Source organism: Methanothermobacter sp. K4 (assembly GCF_022014235.1).
GTDB lineage: Archaea > Methanobacteriota > Methanobacteria > Methanobacteriales > Methanothermobacteraceae > Methanothermobacter.
Genome location: NZ_JAKLTD010000002.1, coordinates 392,969 through 417,084, shown reverse-complemented (window position 1 = coordinate 417,084; position 24,116 = coordinate 392,969). Strand labels below are relative to the sequence as shown.

Here is a 24,116-nt window from a genome sequence, read left to right as displayed (position 1 = left end):
AATATTATCATATAACTTTCCAGCACTTCACAGCTTCTATCAGGGAGAGAATAAGATGACCGATAACCAGATCCCAAAGGATTACAACCATAAAAACGAGGTTAAATGGCAGAAAAAATGGCAGGAAGATGGCATATACCGCTTCATAGGGTCAGGGACAAAACCCAGGTACATCATAGACACGCCACCACCATACCCCACAGGATCCATACACATGGGCCACGTACTCAACTGGGTTTACATGGACATAATAGCAAGGTTCAGGAGAATGAGGGGATTCGATGTACTCTTTCCCCAGGGCTGGGACTGTCACGGTCTTCCAACAGAGGTCAAGGTTGAGGAGACCCACAACATAAAGAAGAGTGACGTGTCACGTGAGGAATTCAGACGGCTCTGCGTGGAACTCACACAGGAAAACATAAAGATGATGAAGGAGCAGATGCAGCGCCTCGGTTTCAGCCAGGACTGGAGCCACGAATTCGTGACCATGACCCCCGAGTACATGAGGAGAACCCAGCTCTCATTCCTGCGCATGTACGAGGATGGCCTCATATACCAGGGCGTGCATCCGGTCAACTGGTGCCCCCGGTGTGAGACTGCGATAGCCTTTGCAGAGGTTGAATACGTTGAGAACGAGACAAACCTCAACTATGTGAGGTTCCCGGTCCATGGGGGTGGGGACATAGAGATAGCCACAACAAGGCCGGAGCTCATGGCGGCCTGCGTGGCGGTGGCTGTACACCCGGATGATGAGAGATTCGGTGAATTTGAGGGTAAAGAGATAGAGGTGCCCCTATTCGGCCAGAGGGTTAAACTGATAAAGGACCCTGACGTTGACCCTGAATTCGGTACCGGTGCTGTTATGATATGTACCTTCGGGGATAAGACAGACGTTACCTGGGTCAACCGACATAACCTTGACATTATAGAAGCAATAGATGAAAGGGGGTACATGACAGAAGCCGCAGGCAAATATAAGGGTCTCACCATAAGGGAGTGCAAGGAACAGATAGTTGAGGACCTTGAAAGTGAGGGTTTCCTCCTGAGAAAGGAGCCTGTGAAGCAGAACGTGGGCACCTGCTGGAGGTGCAAGACGCCGATAGAGATCCTGGTCAAGAAACAGTGGTTTGTGGCGGTAAAGAAACTCATACCGGATGTTAGGAGGGCCGCTGAGGAAATGGAATGGGTGCCCGAACACATGAAGACGAGGCTCCTCAACTGGACAGGGTCCATGGACTGGGACTGGTGCATATCAAGGCAGAGGATATTCGCAACACCCATACCCGTGTGGTACTGTAAGGAATGCGGAAGGGTCCACGTTGCAGACGAGGATATGCTGCCAGTTGACCCAACAAGGGACGATCCAGGCATAAAATGTGAATGCGGTAGCACTGAATTCATTGGAGAGGAGGACGTCCTCGACACCTGGATGGACAGTTCAATATCACCTCTCTCGGTTGCTGGATGGCCAGATGAATCATACACGGACCTCTTCCCCGCAAATCTGAGACCACAGGGACACGACATAATCCGTACCTGGGCATTCTACACCATACTGAGATGCATGGCACTCACCGGTGAGAAACCCTTCAGTGAGATAGTGATAAACGGGATGGTCTTCGGGGAGGACGGACACAAGATGAGCAAGTCCCGGGGGAATGTGATAGCACCAGAGGAGGTCCTTGAGGACTACGGTGCCGATGCACTGAGGCTCTGGGCCGCGGGGAGCGTTCCAGGGTCAGACGTTCCATTCGCCTGGAAGGACGTGAAGTACGGCTACAAGTTTCTGAGGAAATTCTGGAATGCATTCAGATTCATAAGCATCCACCTGGGAGAGGACAGGGAGGCGGAATTCAGGCCTCTTGACCGCTGGATACTCTCCAGGCTAATGAACCTTGTGAGAGACGTTACAGAGAGTCTGGATGAGTACAACTTCGCCGCGGCTCTTGGGAGGATCCAGAAGTTCGTCTGGCATGACTTCTGTGACGAGTACATAGAGGCTGTTAAGTACCGCCTGTACTCAGAAGGGGATGAGGCCTCGAGGATGGCAGCCCAGAACACCCTCAGGATGGTCCTTGAGACATGCCTCAGGCTCCTTGCCCCTGTGACACCCCACTTCACAGAGGAGGTTTACCAGCACATCGGTGAGGGATCAATACATGTGAAAGGCTGGCCCGAGTACCGGGCTGAACTGGTTGACCCTGAAATAGAGAGGATGGGTGACCTTGCAGTTGAGGTTATAGGTAAAATCAGGAGGTTCAAGTCATCATCAAAGATGCCCCTCAACGCACCCCTCAGATCAGCCACAATATACACAGATGAGGATTCAGCGGCGATGATGGAACCATTCCTCGAGGACATAGCAGGGACGATGAATATATCTGAGGTGAACCTTGAGACGGGTGAACCTGAAATAACAGAAAGGGTCGTGGAACTTGAACCGAGAATGGACAGGATAGGGCCCGAGTTCAGGGGAGACGCCCCAGCCATAATCTCCCATCTTCAGGGATCTGACCCCCAGGATGTCTACGATGAACTCCAGGAGAATGGGGAAATAGAAGTCGCGGGGAGAAGACTCACAGCTGAATACATAAGCTTCAGAAAGGAGGTCGTGGGAACAGCCGGCGAAAGGGTCGATGTGCTCAACATGGATGAACCTGAGATCATAATAGAAATAGTGCGCTGATCCCCTCGAGGTGTTTCAATGGAACTTAAAGTTGATGTATCATCTGAACTTTCAGGGACAGTCAAGGCCCCGCCATCCAAGAGTTACACCCACAGGGCAGTCATAGTGGCGGCGCTTGCAGATGGTGTATCAGAGATCAGGGACCCCCTTGTGGCGGAGGACACCCTCTCCTCGGTGGATGCATGCCGGGCATTCGGGGTTGAAATAGAAGGCAGTGAGAAATGGTCCGTCACCGGAAGCGGGGGTGAACTTGAAACACCCGAAGATGTTGTATACCTTGGAAATTCAGGGACAACACTGCGCATCATGACCTCGGTGGCGGGACTTGCAGAGAACTACACTGTACTCACCGGTGATGAGTCCCTAAGGGCAAGACCCATGCAGCCCCTCCTGGACGCCCTCAAACCACTCGGTGTTGAGGCAGTATCCTCAAGGATGAACGGCCTCCCTCCTGTTATAGTAAGGGGGGGATTCAGGGGCGGCGAGACCTCAATAGATGGGAGTATGAGTTCACAGTTCATATCGTCGATCCTCATAGCAGCACCCCTCTCAGAGGGCGTTGACCTGAAGGTTGAGGGGGAGTTCATATCAAGGCCCTACGTTGACATGACCCTTGATGTGATGGAGAAATTCTCTGTACCGGTGGAATACTCCGATGGCGTATTCTCTGTTGAACCAGCCAGGTACAGGGGAAGGGAGTACACGGTTGAGGGTGACTACTCCTCTGCATCCTACCTTGCAGGGGCAGTTGCAGTTGCAGGCGGAGAGGTCAGAATCGAGAACCTCTTCAGAGATTCCAGGCAGGGTGACCGCATAATACTTGACATAATCAGGGAGATGGGGGCTGATGTTGTGGTGGGAGATGACCACGTGGTTGTATCATCCACCGGGGAACTTTCAGGTGTCCAGGTGGACCTCCATGACGCCCCGGACCTCCTCCCAACTGTCGCAGCTCTTGGAGCCCTTGCAGATGGACGAACCGAGATAAGGGGAGTTGAACATGCAAGGTACAAGGAAACAGACAGGATAAGGACATGCGCCACTGAACTTGGAAGACTGGGAGTGGACGTTAAGGAGCTGCGGGACGGTATGGTCATTGAGGGTGGTGTGAGGGGTGGGGTGGTCTCATCCCACGGCGACCACAGACTTGCAATGGCATTCACCCTCATAGGCCTCAGGGAGGGTATAACTGTAATGGATGGTGAGGTCTTCAGTGTTTCGTTCCCTGATTTTCCAGAGAGGATGAGGTCAATTGGTTGCAGGATACATCCCACAGCATTAAATATATAAAGTATGGTACATAAAATAGGGACACAGCATTCAGACATTATACTTAACTATAAATTGAGTGTGAGTTGATTATAATGAAAAATAAGGAGACAAAGGTTGTAATCTTCGGGGATTATGATACCGGTAAAACAACCACCCTTGAGCAGCTCTGTGATAAGATAACAAAGGTTGAGTACAAGGGCACAACACTGGCACTGGATTATGGTAACTGCATTGTTAACGGTGAGAAGATACACCTCTTTGCAACACCCGGCCACGAGAGGTTCAAGTTCATGCTTGAGATCATCTCCAATGGCCTTGATGCGGCCATAATAGTGGTGGATAACTCAAGGGGGGTAACCCTGGCTGAGAAGGAGATAATGGCAGAACTGGAGGAGAAGAACATCCCATACGTTGTGTTCTCAAATAAACAGGACCTTGATGATTCTGAACTTGAAATTGACAGGGACGTGGATGTTCTTCCCACCATTGCAACCGAGGGTGAGGGGCTGATGGATGGTCTTCAGCTTCTACTCCAGAAACTTAACTGATTCTTTTTTCCGGTGGTATCCATCAGGGATATTGACAGGATAATGGGGGGTCTTAGGAGCCTCTACTCCCCCAGAGTTTTTGAGGACAGGGACCCCTACCGTGTCCTCATAAGGACAATACTCTCCCAGAGGACCAGGGACGAGAACACCGATGAGGCAACCGCCAGACTGTTCTCTGAGTACCCCTCCATGGAGGACGTTGCATATGCACCGGTCGAGAAACTGGAGCAGCTCGTAAGGAAGGCTGGCTTCTATCACGTCAAGGCAAGGAGGATCAGGGAGGTTTCAAGGATCATCCTTGAGGAATACGGGGGGGAGGTCCCTGATGACATTGATGAACTCCTTAAACTTCCAGGTGTTGGTAGGAAAACCGCAAACTGCGTACTTGTATATGCATTCAATAAGCCAGCGGTTCCTGTTGATACACATGTCCACAGGATATCAAACAGAATAGGCCTTGTGAAGACCAGGACACCAGAGGAGACCGAAAGGGCCCTGATGGAGGTCATACCACGGAAATACTGGATAGAACTCAATGATCTCATGGTCCAGTTTGGACAGGACATCTGCAGGCCAGTGGGTCCTAGGCATGAGGAATGTCCCATTGCAGATGAATGCGACTACTATAAGAGCCTGATGGACGAAAGGGAAAATCCTGATGTTTAAGATTTAAAATTATTTTTACTTTTCTTAGAGCATTCATGAAGAAAATGATGTTAATATAAATTAGGATTTAAAAAACCTACTTTCAAAAATTAGGATTTAATTTAATCCGCTTTCTCAGAGCTCTATAGGAAAACTGTCATTAATTTTAAAATTAATTTTTAATTATTCCCTCAGGGATGCCACCTTCTCTGCAAAGGCCGACAGAACCTTCTTTGAGAGGCCCTCAATGTACTTGAGTGACCCTGCGCATTCATGTCCACCCCCATCGATCACCGCTTCAGGAATCTCCTCTGCCAGCTCCCAGACTATCTCGTTGAGGTTAAAACCGAATTTCTCATTCACAGCATCTGTTGCCCTTATAACTCCAAAGTCGGGTCCATAGGCAAGTGTGATTATCGGTGTCTCCTCACCGTGCTTCTGGACCATGTAGTCATGGACGAAGCCGCAGGTCTTGCCGGGGGCAGGGAACGTGAATCGGTGTGAGTACTTCTCAACGTCAAGGACATTGAAGAGTATACCATTGGGGAGCCTCGTGGATTTGAGGTTGGGTATCGCGGCCCGGAGCTGGGTATCTACCTTCCTCTCGTATTCCCTGTAGAGGGCGTCCACCAGTTTCTTGTGCTTATCAAGATTTCCAAGGCCAAGGATGGTGTCTATTATACCCCTTCCGTTCATGAATCGGAGGTAGAAGGCCTCAAAGTCAACACAGGAGGCTATTTTTTCAAGCTCCTCCCGGTCATAGCCCCGCTCACCTGCGAGTTCAATGTAACCTTCGGCTTCAGGGGAGTTTGCATGGTCCCCCACAGCAGCAATACCCGGAAGGTGCAGGATCCTCTCGGTGATCTCAGGGTTTATCATCTTGGCTATCTCCACTGAAAGGGCCCCTGCGGTTATCTGGGAGTCCCCACCCACCAGGTATGGGTTCACATGCACGTCAACGTATTCATCAACCTCCACCCTTCCATCGGTGACCTCACCGGGGTAGTGGTGGTCCACGACAACTATTTCGATGTCATAGATCTTTGCCTTCATCAGGGCGAGTATATCCTCCTCGGTTGACCCGTTGTCAAGGAGCACAAGGAGGGGGAGTTTCTGCCCGTGCCTTTCCAGGTCCTCAAGCGCATAGGAGAGGTCCTTCACCACGTCCTCGAGTTCATAGAATGGGGCCTTACTTGGGGCCCTCTTGAAGTAGTGCCACTCTGCATCTGTGCTCGGGTTCAGTTCCCTCAGCAGGGGTACAACGGCCTTTTCTATGGCAACACCTGCACATATACCATCGGCGTCTGCATGGTGCCTTACCAGTATGGATCTTCCATCATATATTGCCCTTCTTATGGCCTTGGCTGCCTCAATGAGTTTTGGCCTCAGTTTTTCAAGGGTTTCACTTTCTATGAGGAGGTCCTTCCTCTCAGGTTCTGCCCTCCTGTCAATTGCCTCATCGATGAGCCTCCTTGCCTCAGCAGCATCCTTTCCTATGAGACGTTCAATGGACTCTGATTCTATCTGGATCTTACCTGTGTGCTGGTTAACCTCACCTATAACCTCAACTATGTGCCCTATCTGGATGTGGGGGTAGACCCTTATGCCGGGCTCATCGAAGGCCGCTGCCCAGGTTGTACCTGTCTCATCTGAGATTGTGAATATTGTTGGTCCCGAGGTCTGCTGTATCTGTATGACCTCACCCACTATCCTGACTGTTTTACCAAGACTCCTGGTGTCTATATCAGCTATCCTTGTCCTTGGGAGGTCCTTTTTTAGTTTAACGATCTCATATGGGCCCTTTATACTGGCGGGTATCATGTCAACCTCCCCCTTGTAGGGCTTCACATGGGATACCCTGACGAATATTTCGTCACCTATCCTGTGGTCGGGGAACAGGCCCCTCATGAGCCCCCAGACATGGCTGTTGAGGCTCACGAAGACGCCATATTTTTCTATCCTCGTTATCTTTCCCCTGTATACGCTTCCAACCTCAAGGTCGTCGATGGTGCATGCTGGATGCAGGACGTAGACGTGTTCCTTCTTCTGGCAGTCAGGGCAGTATTCGTCCCTGCCACTTATCCTCTTTCCACATGAGGGGCATACGTTCACCTCACCCTTACCCCCACATGATGGGCAGGGTTCCCTCACCTCGACCTCACCCTTTCCCCTGCATACCTCGCAGGGCACATCATGGGCCTCCTCAAGGTCGAACCTCTGCCTTGCAGTGTTTGATACACCCTTGAAGTGGTCCTTAATATCCTCCGTTGATTGGTAGCCTGTCCCATGGCATGCGCTGCATATCTTGTAACTTTTAACACGGTAACCCTTACCCTTACATTCACTACATGACTGGATCATGGTATTCCTCATAGAAACGGTTTATTTAATGATAAATAACAGGAACTTATTATATAATGGCGGTGTTCATTATTTATATTTGATTGTTGCGTGGCCGGAGGAATAACATGTCAGGGACGTCACCCATAGTTGAGGGGATCATTAACTTTTTTGATAGGAGGAGACACCCATCAGGGGGTTACACACTTTATGAGGGACTTCCTGACTCGAAAAACACTTATTACGCCATAAAGTCCCTGGAGGTCGTTGATTCTCTTCCGGATGATATCTGGAGAACCCTTGACTGGCTTGAGGAACTGCACTCAAGGGGTAGCTTTGCTGCCCAGGGACTTTTCTACAGGTGCAGTTTGCTGGCTGATTATGGCAGGGAATTCAGGGTAAAGCAGAGATTTCTCGATCTTCTCAGAAGGTCCTACAGGAAATCAAAGCTTGAGATAACGTATTATATGGATTCGGTTCTCCGCCTTCATGGTGAATACCTTGAGGGGGTCCCTGAATGGGTTCTTTCGCTTCAGAACGATGATGGCGGCTTTGGAAGGTATGGTTCAGACATCATAAACACCCACTTCGCAGTTGAGATACTGGAGGCCCATGGCGTTGGTTTCAGGAGGAAGGATGTGCTTGAATTTACTGATTCCTGCTGGGGTGATGGGGGGTGGAACTTCACACCCCTATCCTATCCACCATACCTTGAGACGGTTTACGCAGGCTTCAGGCTCAATGAGATCCTCCGGGGCAGGAAACATGAGGTGGGTGACTTTATATTGAAATTGAGAAACCCAGATGGCGGATTCAGGAGGTCACTGTATATGGGTATATCTGAACCTGAGTACACCTACAGGGCGGTTTACATGCTGTTCAATGGGGTTAAGTGATGATTACGAGGTTCTTTATAGGATTTATAAGCAGTTAAATTCGTAAGAAGATGGAAATTCATTTTTCTAATGGGGCTTTATCATGAACAGGGCAACTAAATTTATAATCATACTTGGAATTGTGAGTCTCCTTGCTGACATGACCTATGAGGGTGCCAGGGGAATAACAGGGCCATTCATGGCATTTCTCGGTGCCAGCGCATTCATGGTGGGATTTGCGGCAGGGTTCGGTGAACTCTCAGGGTACCTTATAAGGTTCCTTTCAGGTTACATCTCAGATAGAACAGGGAGGTACTGGTTCATAACATTTGCCGGCTACCTTATCAACCTGATCGCCGTGCCTCTACTTGCATTTGCAGGTAACTGGCAGGTGGCGGTTCTCCTGATAATAATTGAGAGGGTGGGTAAGGGTCTCAGAACACCACCCAGGGATGCTATTCTATCATATGCATCCTCCAGTATGGGTCATGGAACTGGATTTGGAATACATGAGGCTCTTGACCAGATTGGAGCTGTTGCAGGACCTTTTATAGTTTTTATGGTTCTGGCACTTGGCGGAGGCTTCAGGGAGGGTTTCCTGGTCCTTGCAGTTCCAGCGGTCATGGCACTCTCAGTTCTAACTGCAGGTTACCTGCTCTTCCCACGTCCAGGTGAACTTGAAACCTCAACGAGGATTGATTATACATCATTCAGGGGTTCCTACTGGGTTTACATGCTCGCTGTATGTTTTATAGCCCTCGGGTACGCTGATTTTCCACTTGTAGGTTACCACCTTGGAGTGAGTGGGGTTCTGGAATCCTCAATGATTCCTGTTCTCTATTCCCTTGCCATGCTTACAGATGCCATATCAGCGCTCATCTTTGGAAGGTACTTTGACAGGTATGGTTTCAGGGTTATGGCCCTCGCGGTGTTAATATCCATGCTCTATGCCCCCCTCGCCTTTCTTGGTGGCTCACTGGCAGCGGTTACTGGCGCAGCACTCTGGGGTGTGGGTATGGGTGCCCAGGAATCTGTTATGAGGGCAGCGGTTTCAAGGTTTTCTCCACCAGAGAGGAGGGGTTCAGCCTACGGGACTTTCAACATGGTGTTCGGGGTTGCCTGGTTTTCGGGAAGCCTCCTTATGGGTTACCTCTACGGTGTATGGATACCTGCAGTTGTTCTGTTTTCAATTATAACCCAGTCAGCCGCCATAGCTGTAATAGCTGGTATTGAAAAGGTGGAGGGGAAGGTTCCCTAGATGAAAGCAACCGGAAAACTTATATAAAATCACTCTGAAAGTTCAGTGTATAGGTGATGGAGTCCACCTTTAAACACTTTTTCTGGCTGATGACTCCTGCAGAAAAAATGTAGGAGGAGCTATCCTCCAGATGGAGGTATCAATTTGGAGTATGTTGCATTCAGCGTAGCTGTTATTATCTTACTTGGTCTTCTGTTTAGCAGGGTATTCAACCGCATCGGGATACCGGGAATCCTGGGGATGCTTGTACTTGGCATGTTGATAGGCCCCCATGGACTGAACCTGATATCAAAAAGTATAATGGACGTTTCACCGGACCTCAGGGTCATAGCACTTATAATAATCCTCCTGAGGGCCGGGTTCGGTATAAACCTCGAAAGCCTCAGAAAGGTGGGCATGACCGCCGTTAAGATGAGCTTCATACCTGACGTCGTTGAGGGTTTCGCAGTAATGTTCGCAGCCCACTACATACTGGGCCTTTCACTCATCGAGGCAGGGATCCTTGGTTTTGTTATAGCCGCGGTTTCACCTGCGGTTATAGTCCCACAGATGCTATCCTTCATTGAGAGGAGGATGGGAACAGCCAAGGGTATACCCACCATTATACTGACAGGGGCCTCTGTGGATGACGTTGTTTCAATAACCCTCTTCTCGGTGTTCCTGGGAATGTATCAGGGACAGCAGGTTAACTTCCTTGTGGAGGCCCTCGGGGTCCCGATATCAATACTCACAGGTATAGTTGCGGGTCTTGCCCTTGGCCTTGCCCTTGTGTATCTCTTCAGGAAATTTGAGATAAGAAACACTGAGAAGACGCTCATCATCCTGGGCGCGGCAATACTCCTTAAGAATGCAGGGGATATACTCAGTGCCCATGTTCCTATAGCCGCACTTGTTGGTGTAATGGTAACTGGACTTGTTATACTTGAGAGGATGCCTGAAACAGGACTCAAGCTCTCTGAGAAATTCAACAAGGTATGGATATTTGCAGAGATACTGCTCTTTGTGCTTGTGGGGGCAGCGGTTGACGTTAAACTCATATTCCAGGTGGGGCTACTGGGACTAGCAGTGATAATCCTGGGTCTTGCAGCAAGGAGTATGGGCGTGCTCCTGGCACTCAGAGGCTCAAACCTTAATGTGAGGGAAAAGGTATTCTGCATAGCAGCATATATACCAAAAGCTACTGTCCAGGCAGCTGTGGGTGCAATACCCCTTGCCGCGGGGGTTGCAGCGGGTCAAACAATACTTGCAATGGCGGTGCTCGCCATACTCTTCACAGCACCTCTCGGGTCAGTGGCTGTTAGAATCACAGGCGAAAGGTTCCTGGAGGTTGAAGGGACCCCATGAGACTGGGGTTACCTGAACCTTTCAGGATTTTTTGAATAAGGGGGAGTGCTGTGGGTTTTAACTGAACTTTTCAGGATTTTTATTTACAATTTCCTGTCTTTTTCTTTCGAATTCCTTCGCACTCAGCATGTAACCATTTGCAAGTTCAATATTGGAGTTCCCGCTCTCAGTATCGTTCAGTGTGAACATCTGTATGGCATTCTTAAGCTTGTAGGTGGCGTTGAGTTTTGCCTCCAGTTCATATACCAGGAGTTCGATGTAGTTGACCACTATGGGGTCACCGGTGTCCTTCGCATGACCCAGGGCCTCGGATGCAAGTTCCCTCGCAGAAAGATACTCATCCTCTGCAAACTCACACTTTGAAAGCGCCTCATCCAGTTTGAAGCTGTTTGCTGCAAGTGCTGATTCATTGAAATAAGCATCACCCTTCTTTATATGATCATTTATCTGGGGGCTAAGCTGGTTGATGCTACTGTTCCCTGAACTTATGCATCCACTCACACTCACAGTGAGAAGAAGGAGTGCCATAAGATAGATCCTCTTCATGGAGGGGATTTTATAATTTGAAAAATAAAAGTTTTGGGTTTATGGAGGTAAGGTTTTTTGGCGGTTGTGGAGCGAGAATCTGTAACTACGGATTTCAGTCCCCATCAATGTGCTGAATAAGGGCTATCCTCACCCCATTGGGGTCCTCTATGAATGCAAGTTTTCCCACAGTTATGGGTGTTGGTTCCATTACAACCTTTGCCCCCCGGGCTCTCAGCTCCCTGAGTGTGACTTCAAGGTCATCAACGTCCATTCCAACAGAGAATAAACCCTGTTTATTTACGGGATTCCTTATGAGTTCCACCATGGTTTCCCCCTCACCCCTGAGGAGGGTTATCTCACCATGATCTCCGAGGTCATAGTGGCTATCCACCTCAAAACCCATGACATCCCTGTAAAATCGGACGGATTCATTCATATCTTCAACTATCATTGTTATATATTTAATCTTCATAAAATAAAGCCTCCTTCCATAAAAACTCTCCAGAGCATCCCATAGCTAATACATGCCCAGATACTCAATATTTAAATTTAGCACCAAAAAGTTCATCCTATATAAAAAAATAGGGTTGATTGGACCGTTTCAGTACCAGAGTCCATGGATATTGCAGTAGGCCCTCACCATGAACTCTGAGTCAGGGTCAACAGGGAATTCAGCCTCTGGCCTGTCACCTGGTCTGAGGTCCCTCCTGTGGACCTCCTCCCCTGCAATGACCTCTACCCACTGTATGTGATGGCTCTCCTCCATTGGGTGAGGTACCTCACCAATTTTAACCCTGATTCCATCGCCGCTCCTCTCAACAACGGGTACGTGCTTTTCAGGTCCAACATCCGTCCTTCTTGCAACGAGGAGCTCCATTGGCTGGTTGCAGCATACGAGCTGACCCACACCAGGGTTGAGTACCTCCACGATGTTCCCGCAGACGTTGCAGCGGAATATCTGGTTTCTCTCTGTCATGTGGCTTCCCTTCTAGTACTCCTCACATTTCACCTGGAAGTACCTGGCGGGGTGGTCACATGATGGACACTTCTCTGGTGGCTCTGTACCCTCATGGACGTAGCCACACTTCCTGCAGACCCAGACCACAGGTTCATCCTTCCTGTAAACCTTGCCTGTTTCAACAAGTTTAAGCAGCTTTCTGTAACGTTCCTCGTGGTGTTTCTCAGCCTCTGCTATTGCCCTGAGCCTCTTGGCAATCTCAGGGTACCCCTCCTCCTCTGCAACATCTGCAAATTCAGGGTACATTTCACTGTTCTCATAGTGCTCACCTGCAATGGCAGCTATCAGGTTCTCATCGGTACTTCCAAGTATCAGGGGGGCCTCAGCATCCACCACCAGGGACTCAGGTTCATCCCCGGCCTCCTTTCTGAGTTCATTTATGAGGCGGAAGAGCCACTTGGCATGTTCCCTCTCATTATCTGCTGTGGTCAGGAATATCTCGGATATCTGCTCGAATCCCTCCTTCTTTGCAATTTTCGCATAGAAGGTGTACCTGTTCCTAGCCTGGCTTTCACCAATGAAGGCCTTTGTAAGGTTCTCCAGGGTCCTTTTCATTTTTTTCACCCATCTAATATATGCCACCAACTCATATTAAATCCTTTCATTTTATGTTCCCTGCCTGTGAACTTAACCCCTCTGACCCCTGAAGCTGAATGTCTTGGCATTAAGGGCCACTATGACAGTACTTACAGACATGAGTATGGCCCCCATGGCTGGTGTCAGGATAAGACCCTGACCATAAAGCACCCCGGCCGCTAGGGGGAGAGCTATGACATTGTAACCTGTGGCCCAGATCAGGTTCTCCTTCATCTTGCTGTAGGTGGCCGATGCAAGGTCCATGAGGTCAACAACATCCAGGAGGTTGCTCCTCACAAGTACCACATCGGCACTCTCAATAGCCACGTCGGTCCCGGCACCTATGGCTATTCCGATATCTGCCTGTGCAAGGGCCGGGGCATCGTTGACACCATCCCCCACAACTGCAACCCTGAGGCCATCATCCTGCAGCCCCCCTATGACCTCGTATTTCTCCTGGGGGATGAGTTCCGCCTGATATTCATCAATGCCAAGTTCGGAGGCAACCCACTCGGCGACCCTCTGGCTGTCACCGGTTAACATCATGCACCTTATGCCACGGGATCTGAGTATCCTGATGGCCTCCCTGGCCTCTGGACGTATGACATCTGCAAGGGCAATGCAGCCCTTTAGTTCATCGTTCACAGTTACAAAGACCGTGGTTTTAGGTTGCTCCATGAGTTCATCAACCCGGGGGTCCTTAACCATGAGTCCAAGTTCCTCTGTGTAACTGTAGCTGAGCACCTTCACCCTTGAGCCGTTCACATGCCCCATGACACCCCTTCCACCTATCGCCGCGAAATTCTCAACAGGAAGCACCTCATCCACGGCCTCAACTATTCCCCTGGCTATGGGGTGACTGGAGGCTGACTCAACGGCTGCAGCATAGGATAGTATCTCCCCTTCATCCATTTCAGGGTCAAAGGATATGACATCGGTTATTCCCAGTTCACCAACCGTCAGTGTTCCTGTCTTGTCAAAGACAACAACATCAGGGTTCATGGCGTTCTCAAAGGCTTCCCGGTTCCTTATGAGTATACCCCTCCCTGCTGAGATCGCGGTGGATACCGCTATCACAAGGGGTATTGCAAGTCCCAGGGCATGGGGGCAGGCTGTGACCATCACCGTCACCGACCTTTCAAGTGAGAAGAATGCCCCCATACCAAGGGCGTACCATGCTGTGAATGTGAGGGCCCCTCCTGTAAGGGCGACAAGTGTTAACCAGAATGCCGCCCTGTCCGCCAGCACCTGAGTCCGGGTCCTCCCCTCCTGGGCCATCCCCACAAGCTGTATTATCTGTGAAATGAATGATTCATCACCAACACGCCCCACCTCCACTGTGAGGGAACCCCCTGTGTTGATGGAACCCCCAATAACCCGGTCACCAGGGGATTTTCTGACGGGCACTGACTCCCCTGTGAGCAGCGCCTCATTTACATGGGACTCCCCCTTTATTACGGTTCCATCAGTGGGTATCTTCTCCGCTGATCTCACAAGCACAATGTCACCTGGTTTGAGGGTGGCCACATCAACATCCTCAACCTTCCCGTCGACCAGGAGATGGGCCTTCTTGGGGATGAGCCTTGCAAGTCTCTCAATGGCCCCTGAGGCGCTCCGGACGGATTTCATCTCGATCCAGTGCCCCAGGAGCATAACGTCAATAAGGGTTACGAGTTCAACGAAGAATACCATACCCTCAAGGCCCAGCAGTACCCCCAGGCTGTAGATGTACGCCACGGTTATGGCCACGGCGATGAGGGTCATCATACCGGGGGCCCTGGATGAGATCTCCCTCAGGGATCCCCTCAGGAAGGGGTAGCCTCCATAGATGAATATTATGGATGATATGATCAGAACAGCCAGTTCGCTACCCTCAAAGCTTACCAGAACAGTTCCTGTTGGTAGTTCACCAAGCAGGATAACAGGGATGGTAAGGATGAGGCATACAATGAATCTCCTCCTGTATTCCATTTCATGGTGCCGGTGCATCTCCATCCTAGACCACCCCCAGGTGTTCCATGACGTCCATGGGATCATTCAGTGGGGAGTAACATCTGCTGCCATCACAGAGGTAGTAGGCGCAGCCCTCAGGCGGAGCCCTCTTATCCCTGAGGTGTAGTGGTGCAATGGGCCAGTCACGGGGCATAACGGTAATGGTGAAGTCAGGTATCAGTTTCTTCCTGAGTTCCACGGGTATGACGGGTTTCCCACTGCAGACGACAGTGAGGGACCTGCCGCCACTGATGGCCCACTCTAAATTGGAGAGGAGGAATGTGTGGGCTGCAGGCGCGGATTCAACATCACCGGCAAAGGCCCTCATCACGCCCCTGGCAGATTCGGTTAGTTCATCATCCTCGAGTATGCCACCCAGCCTGAGGAGGTTCAGCATATGCACAGAGTTTCCTGATGGGATAGCACCATCAGTAGCATCCCTGGGTCTTACTATTAGCCTGGGGTCATCTGTTGAATAGAATCCACCTTCAGGGGCACTGAATTTATCCTCAACTGATTCTGAGAGTTCAAGGGCCATCTCAACGTAACCCTCCCTGAAGGTTGCATCATACAACTCAAGGAGGCCCCAGATGAGAAATGCGTAATCATCGAGTTTCCCATCTATTCCGGCATCCCCGTCACGGTAGCGGTGAAGAAGCTCACCATCCACGTGCAGATTGTCCATGATGAATTTAAGGCACCTCTCTGCGGCGGTGAGGGCCTCGTCACTGTCGAGGATCCTCCCGCACGCTGCAAGGGCCCCAACCATAAGGCCGTTCCAGTCCGTTAATATCTTATCATCCAGGGCGGGGGCCGGTCGCTCCATCCTCCTCTCAAGGAGGACCCCCCTTGCATTTTCTATGATCCCATTGAGATCATCCACCCTGAGGTTGAACTCCTCTGCAACCCTCCTGGGGGAGCTGATGTGGAGTACGTTCTCCCCCCGGACATCACCTGCAAAGTTTCCATCCTCAAGCACGTTGAAGTAGCGCATCACAACGTCAGCATCATCCCCCAGGGCCTCTCGTATCTCAGAGGCCCTCCACAGGTAGTACTTACCCTCAACTCCCTCACTCTCGGCATCCTCCGCTGAATAGAAAGCCCCTTCAGGGGACTGGAGGTTTCCAAGAACATATTCAACGATCTCGAGGGCGGTTTTTTTGTAGAGATCATCACCGCTAACCTGGAAGGCCTCCAGGTAGGCTTTCAGTATCAGCGCCTGATCATAGAGCATTTTCTCGAAGTGCGGCACGGTCCAGGTGGGTTCAACCGCGTATCTGTGGAATCCGTAGCCCAGCTGGTCATATATGCCCCCATACCTCATCCTCCTCAGTGTAAGGTTAACCATCCGCAGGGCATCATCGCCCCCTCGCCTCAGATGATACCTCAGGAGGAAGTATATGTTGTGGGGTGTCGGGAACTTCTGGTAGGAGCCGAAGCCACCGTTCCTGGCATCGAAGCTCCTCCTTAGATATTTATATGCAGCATCCACGGTTTCAGGTTTGAGTTTGGATGATTCTGTCACAGACCTTTTAAGGGCACTTACAACCTCCCTGGCGGTTTTTACTATTCCCTCAGGGTCATTCTTCCAGAGCAGAATCACCCTTTCGAGGATTGTTTTGAGGCCGGGTACACCACCACGGTCATCGGGCGGGAAGTAGGTTCCTGCAAAGAATGGTTCCCCCTCAGGTGTCATGATGATTGTGAGGGGCCAGCCACCTGTCCCGGTCATCATCTGGCAGACCTTCATGTATATGGCGTCAATGTCAGGGCGCTCCTCCCTGTCAACCTTCACAGCAACAAAGTTTTCATTGAGTATTCCTGCGATTTCAGGATCCTCAAAGGATTCCCTTGCCATCACATGGCACCAGTGACATGTTGAGTAACCTATGGATAGAAATATGGGTTTTTCTTCATCCCTTGCCAGCTGAAACGCCTCATCCCCCCATGGATACCAGTTAACAGGGTTGTGGGCATGCTGTAGCAGGTAGGGACTCTTCTCGTTTATCAGAGAATTAGTGAATTCTTTACCTTTCATTTCCTCCCCTCACCATCAATTATGTTGATCCGGCTTTATTAATATTAAGAGGGGCTGCTGGGTGGAGGATTCGAATCATTTATTATTTCCCCCACCAGATATGGTACCTGTTGGGTGATCCACGATGAGTCTCATCATAACATACATAAGTACCAGGGGATGCGTGATAGCAGGAGACAAACGCAGAATAGCCTACTTTGGGGATAAATCAAAGAGGGAGAAGCTTGAAGAGGAACTCTACAGTGGAAAGATAAAGAGCGACGATGAACTCCACAGGAGGGCTTTGGAGCTTGGTGTCAGTATAAAGGTCACAGATGACACAGCCAAGGTGAGAAGCCTTGGGGATGTGGTCGTTGGGGAGATAAGCCAGAAAACCCCCTTCGAGACAAAGAGGAGAAGGATATACGCAACAACAGGCGCCTATCAGATAATAGATCTCACGGGCTCAAGGATAACCAGCATGGAGAAGGGTGAAACTGCGATAATCGTCTTCGGGAATAAGGTGGCAAAGGAACTGACAAACAGGTTCCTTAAGAAAAGGTGGAAGACAAAGACGACCCTGAAGGAGGTTGAAAACCTTTTCAGGGAACTCATGGATTACGTTTCATCTAAAACCCCATCAGTTGGCAGTAAATATGATATCTTCATGAAGAGCCCCTCACTGGATAAGAGGAGCGCACATAAGCTTCTCAGCGATACGATAGTGAGGGACGTTCGGCTCCTCCAGAAGTGGAGGGCTAAACTTAAACAGGAAATGCTTGATCGAAGAGAGGAGATGAAACTGGCATCCAGAATACTCACAGAGGGGGAGGTTGGCCGTATAATCAGTCAGGACGGCAACCATATTGAGGTGAAACTTTCAGACGACGTTGAGGCCTACGACACCCGCTGGAGGCGTGTTGCAGGTCCCGGTGAGAATGTTCTCATGAGACTCCCGGATGATGTTCCGGTGTCTGCAGGTGAGAGGGTCGCTGTGAGGAACGAGAACCTCTGCGTGGACGGCAGGAACATAAAACTTGAGTGCGATGTCATAATCTGCCGCACTGAGGAATAGAGCTTTAGGAAATTCGTCAGGGGAACAGATTTTTATAATTTCCCCCCATTACATAGGTAGGTGATATAAAATGAGGCTAACATTCATGGGGAGTGGTGGCGGACGATTTCGCCACCATAACACAGAAGAGGATGACCGGTGGACTGAGAATTGATGGGATCGGTGGAATGAACATCCATGTGGATCCCGGCCCGGGTGCCCTTATGAGGTCCTACCAGTTCGATGCTGACCCCAGAAAACTGGATGCAGTCATGGTCTCACATTCACACACAGACCATTACACCGACGCCGAGGTACTCATCGAGGCAATGACACGGGGGATGACCCGCCAGAATGGGACTGTTGTGGGTAGTGTGAGTGTCATAGATGGCTACAGGGACTGGGGCCCCTGCATATCAGATTATCACAAGAGAAAATCTCGCTGCCTGACACTGTCCCCCGGTGAGACTGTGGAGATTGGTGAAATTGAGGTGACAGGTACAGGGACAGTTCATGGAGACCCCACAGGGGTGGGATTCAAACTCAGGGCCGGTGATGTTACAGTATCCTACACATCGGATACAGAATACTTCGATGGGCTCTCAGAATATCACAGGGATGCGGATGTTCTCATAGCAAGCGTCATAAGACCCGGCAATGACCATATAAGGGGTCACATGTGCACCGATGACTTCATAAAACTCGTCGAAGAGGTTGAACCTGGACTTGCGGTGATGAGCCACCTTGGAATGAAGATGATACTCAATGACCCTGAAATGGAGGCATTCAGGGTTCAGGAGGTCACGGGGATCCGTACACTGGCAGCAAGGGATGGGATGAAAATTGAACTGGATGATAGCGGCATTTTTAATATGATCCACTGATTTTACCTGAGATGGTGCTGAAAGGTGAGAACCTGGAGCACCAAAATTTTATATAATAAAAATGCATTAATTCTTGACATGCCCCGGTAGCTTAGGTGGGAGAGCGCGGGATTCGTAATCCCGAGGTCGCGGGTTCAATCCCCGCTCGGGGCTCTTATTTTCCCATGTAATGGTTCTGTTAGAAGGGCTCCAACCAGGAGTCCGAGGGCTATTGCAATCACGGTCATTGCAAAGAGTGTTATCTCTGCAATGGATGTCAGGTAGTTCTTCCCAAGAAGATTGGCAAGTCCTATGAACCCTATTGATCCCGGTGCAAGGAACCAGAAGGCCGGGTAGAGTGTGACAAAGTGTGGGGTTTTACCAGCCATCTCAATGGCCCTCGCCATCATTGTCATTGAGAGGGCACCAAGAAATGCCCCAAGAAGCCCTCCTCCAATGGTGTTTCCAACCTGCTGACCAACAAGTGCCGTGTAGAGCACGAGGAGTATCCAGGGAAAATCACTTCTGTAAACCGATAGGAAGAGGTATATTCCAGCCGCAAAGAGCACAGCACCAATGTAGGGGCTGTAACTCAGTGTTGAAATTTTGATTGCTGCGAATTCCTCCTGGGGAAATCCATTGATCTGCATACCCATCAGAACACCGAATACCAGGAGCAGAAGGAGCATGCAGCCGTATATCACCCTGCTTGACCCTGATACAAGTTCACCGCTTGCAAGTTCATATATGCCTGTTGTAAGGGTAACCCCAGGGATGAAGTAGATAAGTGGGGGTACAATGAGGGTGAGGTTACCTGTGACGGCCCCTGCTCTTATCAGAAAGAATGCAACACCTGAAATCGTGAAGGAGGCGAGAACAGGCATGATGAGGGAAAGCCTCCTGTTACCGTAACCCAGCACTATCAGCGCACCTGATATAAGGCTTAGAAGTGATGAATAGACCACAAGGTTCAGATCAGGCTGTATCAGGAAGGCTATACCCACCGAGAGGATTAGATACCCAAGGAACATTCCGCAGCGCCCGAACCTGTGGCGTCCACCCACTATTTCCCTTAGTTCAGCCAGTGCGCCGCTGATTTCAGTCCCGCCTGACCTGACATCGTCAATGAGCCTGTAAATCTTTGTAACCTGGTGGAGAGGCATCACACCAGGTGACTGGGCTGCAAGGCTCATCCTTGATGTCTCCCCACCTGCCTTGATTATCAGCATGGTTGGGAGGACTGAAACCTCAACCTTCACATCCTGTGACTCTGCAACGCCCCTTAAAATTCTTTCAGTCTCAGAAACAGAGTTTCCTGAGGCTATAAGCGCTCTGCTGAGCTCCTCGAGGAATTCCACCAGTTTATCCGTCATTTTGCTTATTTATATCTGTGGGGTGGATGAAACCGGCCCTTATCATGTGGTCTGCAAGGACCATCGCAACCGCGGCCTCGGCAACCGGCACAACCCTCGGGCATATGCAGGGGTCGTGCCTTCCATGGATCTCAATCTCGGTCTCCTCCATCCTCTCAAGGTCGACACTTCTCTGGGGCAGTGATATTGATGGCGTGGGCTTCACAGCTATCCTTGCAGTTATGGGCATGCCGCTGGATATACCACCCAGTATACCCCCTGAGGTGTTGGTGGTGGTCCTGATTTCACCGCCAGAGATGTAGAACTCGTCATTTATTTCACTGGCATTGTGCTCTGCAACCTCAAATCCCATTCCGATCTCCACACCCTTCACAGCCCCAATACCCATGAGTGCAGCTGCAAGGTCAGCGTCAAGTTTACTGAAGACAGGTTCCCCGACTCCGGCGGGCACCCCCAGTGCCACAACCTCAACAACGCCGCCAATGGAGTCTCCCCTCTCCTTAGCATCAAGGATGGCCTCCTCCATCAATCTGGCCGCCATGGGATCAGCGCATCTAACAGGGTTTCTCTCGGCGTATTCCCCTATCAGTTTCAGGTTAACCCTGTCTGCCCTGATGTCACCCACCTGTACTACGTGTGCGTTCACCCTGATACCATGGGTTCCGATGAGTTTCTTTGCAACCGCCCCGCCAATCACGTGTCCAATGGTTACCCTTCCACTTCCACGGCCACCTCCACGGTGGTCATAGTGGCCGAATCTGGCCCTCCAGGTGTAATCTCCATGGCCGGGTCTTGGCACCGATTTGAGGTTACTGTAACTTGCAGAGTCAACGTCACGGTTTCTGACAATTCCGGCTATGGGGGTACCGTCTGTTTTACCCTTGAATATCCCTGAAAGTATCTCAACTCTGTCCATCTCACCCCTGGGGGTGGTTAAACTGCTCGTACCGGGTCTTCTCCTGTCGAGTTCCCTCTGGATGTCATCTTCACTCAGTTCAAGGCCTGCGGGGCAGCCATCGATTACCGCCCCAAGTGCAGGTCCATGGCTGGACCCGAAGGTTGTAACCCTGAATACTTCGCCGGTACTGTTTCCAGCCACCGAATCACCACCATGGAATTATGAATTCGCCAATCTACTCCCTTGAGGGGAGCATGGGTATTAACCATCCAACGAAGCTATCAACACTTCTTGTCTGCATGTAAACGGTTCCTGTACCTTCAAATTCCGCTACCAGTCCCTCTCCACTGAGAAATGTGCTTTTAAGTCCTCCAATCTTTCGCACATGGAAGTCGAGGCCCTCTGTGAAGGCTACGATGTGGCCGGTGTCCACCACGAACCTCTCATTCACAAGTTCCCTGTGGTATATTGCCCCGAAACTTGAAAGGAATATGGGTCCAGAGGCCCTCAGTTTAAGCAGGAAGAGGCCCTCACTTCCGAAGAATGTTTTGAAACCCCCAAATTTTGTATCTATCTCCACATCCTCTGAAGCCGCCATGAATGAGCCGCTCTGAGCATAGACTGTCTCATGGGTTTCAATGACCTCAACATCCCCGGGGTATGATGGTGCAAGCTGTATCTCACCCCTCCCCTGGGACCGGAAGGTGTTGAGGAAGACGCTTTCCCCTCCAAGCATGGATCTCTTAACGGCCCCCAAAAGACCCCCTGTTTCTGTCTGAATCTCTATGTTGGAGCTCATACTCACCATTGCACCGGCCTCTGCCTTTATGGCTTCCCCGCTTTCAAGCTGGATATTCGCCATACTGTAACTTGGTCTGTGTATAATTTCATATTTCATGCAGTTATCTGTGTAGCTTTTAATTAATAAACTGATCAGCCGACCCTATGTGTGCAGATTTCCCGGAGAATTGGTGAACTGATTTCACTGAAGCCCCTGTGTTTGCGCATCTACAGAATGTGAATGCAATAGGTGTGATAGTCGCATTAATTTACCGCGTCTGGAGGTCTGGGGCAGAGGTGGGTTCACAGGATATCGATGCCAGCTGTAACCCGGTGGGAATGTCTTTCAGGTATTTGGCTCTTTAGAGGTCCATAGGATATCGATGCCAGCTGTAACCTAAACCTTTAACTGTGGTCTCCATACTTATCCCTATACATGAAGGTGCTCAGGGATATCTACAGGGTGCTCATGGAACTCTATGGTCCCCAGGGGTGGTGGCCCCTCCTTGATAGGAATACCCTCAAACTCAGGTATCACCCTGGCGACTACACTCTACCCTCATCTGAGAAGGAGATCTTTGAGGTGATGGCAGGGGCAATACTCACCCAGAACACGTCATGGGACTCCGCTGCAGCCGCACTCCGCAACCTTGCATCAATGAATGTCCTTGACCCGGAGGGTATACTCGCAGCCGATGACGATGAACTTGAGGGTGCCCTCAGATGTGCTGGTTTCTACAGACAGAAGGCATCATACCTGCGGGGGATTTCAGAGTTCTTCATATCCCTTGAGGGCACCACACCATCCAGGAAGGAGCTCCTGGGGGTCAGGGGTGTTGGATATGAGACCGCAGACTCCATCCTTCTCTACGGCTACAGAAAACCTGAATTCGTGGTTGATGCATACACAAGGAGGATGTTATCCCATACTGGCATTATAGGGGGAGATGAGGGCTATTCGGTGATAAAGGAGATCTTTGAAGAAAACCTTGAACCCGATTTCAGGGTCTTCCAGGAGTACCATGCCCTCATTGTGAGGCACGGAAAACTCTATTACAGGGGGCGGGTTCATGGTGAGGGGGATCCCCTACCACAAAGACTCTATGGTGATTCAGGTGATTGATTTCACTGATCTGAGCATTGCAATAATAAAGAGAACTTTCCACAGGAGATTTGAACTTGCCAGGATCACTGAAAGGTCAGATACATTCAGGAAAATTGTTAAGAGACTGTTCTTTGAGGGGGACGATATACAGGTCATACCCAGGGACGCCTCGGTTGAGGTAAATGTGAGTTTCCAGCCGCCAGAGAGCACTGCACTGCCATCAGATGTTCTAAGGAGGATAATACTTCGCTCAAAGCACATATTCAAGATGGACTTCTGCATATGCAGGGTTTCCTCTGGTTGCAGGGACTACCCCCACGATCTTGGCTGCCTCTTCCTTGGCCCGGGGGCACTCAGGATATCAGATAAGGTCGGGGGCCTCATATCAAGGGAGGAGGCCCTTGATCACATTGAAAGGTGCAGGGATGCGGGTCTGGTCCACATAATAGGTAGAAACAGGATAGACTCTGTCTGGCTCAATTCAGGTCCACACGATGAATTACTTTCTGTCTGCAACTGCTGTGAGTGCTGCTGTCTCTGGAGGATGACACCTTTTCTTTCTGAGGACATAGCGTCGTCCATAACACCAATGGAGGGGGTCAGTCTTGTAAGGGACGCTGAAAGGTGTGTTCTCTGCGGTCGCTGTGGGGAGGCATGTTTTACAGGTGCCATCAGTGAGGGCGGAGCACACCATGATACCGGGAGGTGCCTCATGTGCGGGAGATGCGCTGAGAGGTGCCCTGAAGATGCCCTGAAAATAGTTATGGATCCTGAAGCTGTTGATGAGGCTGTAAGGAGGGTTGAAATCCTTGTGGACGTGGAATCGTGATTTCAGTGAAGTATCCTTCAGGTCAGTACAGCATCCGGACGTTATGTTTTTTAGCGGTGAAAATGTAATAAATATTATCCTGTTCAATCTTTTAAGAGTTACCTGTGAGTGATAT

At 50.2% G+C, this 24,116-nt stretch carries 21 protein-coding genes, 1 tRNA gene and 1 riboswitch; of the genes, 12 read left to right on the top strand and 10 right to left on the bottom strand.

The annotated features are described in order from the left end of the window. Positions 1–55 precede the first annotated feature (55 nt). From L5462_RS05840 to nth, 4 genes are all read left to right on the top strand, one after another. A complete protein-coding gene (locus L5462_RS05840; RefSeq protein WP_237779858.1) occupies positions 56–2,686 on the top strand; it encodes a valine--tRNA ligase in 2,631 nt (876 codons plus the stop codon). A gap of 18 nt (positions 2,687–2,704) precedes the next feature. After that, a complete protein-coding gene (aroA, locus tag L5462_RS05835; protein WP_237779857.1) occupies positions 2,705–3,976 on the top strand; it encodes a 3-phosphoshikimate 1-carboxyvinyltransferase in 1,272 nt (423 codons plus the stop codon). Between the two features lie 74 nt (positions 3,977–4,050). Continuing rightward, positions 4,051–4,506 carry an ATP/GTP-binding protein gene (locus L5462_RS05830; RefSeq protein WP_013295975.1) on the top strand — a complete coding sequence of 152 codons (456 nt, stop codon included), beginning with the start codon at positions 4,051–4,053 and terminating at the stop codon, positions 4,504–4,506. A 42-nt stretch (positions 4,507–4,548) separates the two neighbouring features. After that, on the top strand, positions 4,549–5,172 hold the full coding sequence (gene nth / locus L5462_RS05825; protein WP_237780031.1) for an endonuclease III: 624 nt from the start codon (positions 4,549–4,551) through the stop codon (positions 5,170–5,172). A gap of 162 nt (positions 5,173–5,334) precedes the next feature. Here the strand turns inward: nth and L5462_RS05820 are convergent, their stop codons facing one another. Continuing rightward, a complete protein-coding gene (locus tag L5462_RS05820; RefSeq protein ID WP_237779856.1) occupies positions 5,335–7,512 on the bottom strand; it encodes a DHH family phosphoesterase in 2,178 nt (725 codons plus the stop codon). A gap of 107 nt (positions 7,513–7,619) precedes the next feature. On the opposite strand from L5462_RS05820, the gene L5462_RS05815 reads away from it, so the two are divergent. From L5462_RS05815 to L5462_RS05805, 3 genes are all read left to right on the top strand, one after another. Then, positions 7,620–8,387: a prenyltransferase/squalene oxidase repeat-containing protein gene (locus L5462_RS05815; protein WP_237779855.1), complete on the top strand. Its 768-nt coding sequence runs from the start codon at positions 7,620–7,622 to the stop codon at positions 8,385–8,387. Between the two features lie 82 nt (positions 8,388–8,469). Continuing rightward, positions 8,470–9,624 (top strand): MFS transporter, encoded by a 1,155-nt coding sequence (locus L5462_RS05810; RefSeq protein ID WP_237779854.1) that lies wholly within the window; start codon positions 8,470–8,472, stop codon positions 9,622–9,624. 43 nt (positions 9,625–9,667) lie between these two features. After that, positions 9,668–9,730: riboswitch (Fluoride riboswitch) on the top strand. A 38-nt stretch (positions 9,731–9,768) separates the two neighbouring features. Further along, entirely contained in the window at positions 9,769–10,968 is a 1,200-nt protein-coding gene (locus tag L5462_RS05805; protein WP_237779853.1) for a sodium:proton antiporter, read from the top strand. A 57-nt stretch (positions 10,969–11,025) separates the two neighbouring features. Here the strand turns inward: L5462_RS05805 and L5462_RS05800 are convergent, their stop codons facing one another. The 6 genes from L5462_RS05800 to L5462_RS05775 form a co-directional block, all read right to left on the bottom strand. Beyond that, on the bottom strand, positions 11,026–11,514 hold the full coding sequence (locus tag L5462_RS05800) for a hypothetical protein (protein WP_237779852.1): 489 nt from the start codon (positions 11,512–11,514) through the stop codon (positions 11,026–11,028). 94 nt (positions 11,515–11,608) lie between these two features. After that, positions 11,609–11,968 (bottom strand): VOC family protein, encoded by a 360-nt coding sequence (locus L5462_RS05795; RefSeq protein WP_237779851.1) that lies wholly within the window; start codon positions 11,966–11,968, stop codon positions 11,609–11,611. Positions 11,969–12,097: 129 nt separating this feature from the next. Beyond that, positions 12,098–12,472 carry a desulfoferrodoxin gene (locus L5462_RS05790; RefSeq protein ID WP_237779850.1) on the bottom strand — a complete coding sequence of 125 codons (375 nt, stop codon included), beginning with the start codon at positions 12,470–12,472 and terminating at the stop codon, positions 12,098–12,100. Between the two features lie 12 nt (positions 12,473–12,484). Next, positions 12,485–13,069 (bottom strand): rubrerythrin, encoded by a 585-nt coding sequence (gene rbr / locus L5462_RS05785; RefSeq protein WP_255772495.1) that lies wholly within the window; start codon positions 13,067–13,069, stop codon positions 12,485–12,487. Positions 13,070–13,141: 72 nt separating this feature from the next. Then, positions 13,142–15,085: a copper-translocating P-type ATPase gene (locus tag L5462_RS05780; RefSeq protein ID WP_237779848.1), complete on the bottom strand. Its 1,944-nt coding sequence runs from the start codon at positions 15,083–15,085 to the stop codon at positions 13,142–13,144. 1 nt (position 15,086) lies between these two features. Then, complete coding sequence (locus L5462_RS05775; RefSeq protein WP_237779847.1) at positions 15,087–17,120, bottom strand: thioredoxin domain-containing protein; 2,034 nt, start codon at positions 17,118–17,120, stop codon at positions 15,087–15,089. 124 nt (positions 17,121–17,244) lie between these two features. Here L5462_RS05775 and L5462_RS05770 point away from each other — a divergent pair, with 124 nt between their 5' ends. The 3 genes from L5462_RS05770 to L5462_RS05760 all read left to right on the top strand — a co-directional run bounded on the left by L5462_RS05770 (position 17,245) and on the right by L5462_RS05760 (position 19,190). Beyond that, the gene (locus L5462_RS05770; protein WP_237779846.1) at positions 17,245–18,174 is read left to right on the top strand and encodes a DUF2121 family protein; all 930 of its coding nucleotides are present in this window, start codon (positions 17,245–17,247) and stop codon (positions 18,172–18,174) included. Positions 18,175–18,269: 95 nt separating this feature from the next. Beyond that, positions 18,270–19,037, top strand: coding sequence for an MBL fold metallo-hydrolase (locus tag L5462_RS05765; RefSeq protein WP_237780030.1), 768 nt, complete (start codon positions 18,270–18,272; stop codon positions 19,035–19,037). An 80-nt stretch (positions 19,038–19,117) separates the two neighbouring features. Then, a tRNA-Thr gene (locus L5462_RS05760) sits at positions 19,118–19,190 on the top strand. On the opposite strand, the gene L5462_RS05755 is transcribed toward L5462_RS05760, so the two are convergent. The 3 genes from L5462_RS05755 to L5462_RS05745 are packed head-to-tail and all read right to left on the bottom strand — an operon-like array spanning position 19,172 to position 22,185. Continuing rightward, a complete protein-coding gene (locus tag L5462_RS05755; RefSeq protein ID WP_237779845.1) occupies positions 19,172–20,389 on the bottom strand; it encodes a threonine/serine exporter ThrE family protein in 1,218 nt (405 codons plus the stop codon). The genes L5462_RS05760 and L5462_RS05755 overlap by 19 nt on opposite strands. Continuing rightward, positions 20,379–21,488 carry a chorismate synthase gene (gene aroC / locus L5462_RS05750; protein ID WP_237779844.1) on the bottom strand — a complete coding sequence of 370 codons (1,110 nt, stop codon included), beginning with the start codon at positions 21,486–21,488 and terminating at the stop codon, positions 20,379–20,381. Before aroC ends, L5462_RS05755 begins: the two co-directional genes overlap by 11 nt. 34 nt (positions 21,489–21,522) lie before the next feature. Then, on the bottom strand, positions 21,523–22,185 hold the full coding sequence (locus L5462_RS05745; protein WP_237779843.1) for a TIGR00266 family protein: 663 nt from the start codon (positions 22,183–22,185) through the stop codon (positions 21,523–21,525). Between the two features lie 318 nt (positions 22,186–22,503). On the opposite strand from L5462_RS05745, the gene L5462_RS05740 reads away from it, so the two are divergent. Next, the gene (locus L5462_RS05740; RefSeq protein ID WP_237779842.1) at positions 22,504–23,190 is read left to right on the top strand and encodes an endonuclease III domain-containing protein; all 687 of its coding nucleotides are present in this window, start codon (positions 22,504–22,506) and stop codon (positions 23,188–23,190) included. Continuing rightward, entirely contained in the window at positions 23,183–24,001 is an 819-nt protein-coding gene (locus L5462_RS05735; RefSeq protein WP_237779841.1) for a 4Fe-4S dicluster domain-containing protein, read from the top strand. Before L5462_RS05740 ends, L5462_RS05735 begins: the two co-directional genes overlap by 8 nt. The last annotated feature ends 115 nt before the right edge of the window (positions 24,002–24,116 follow it).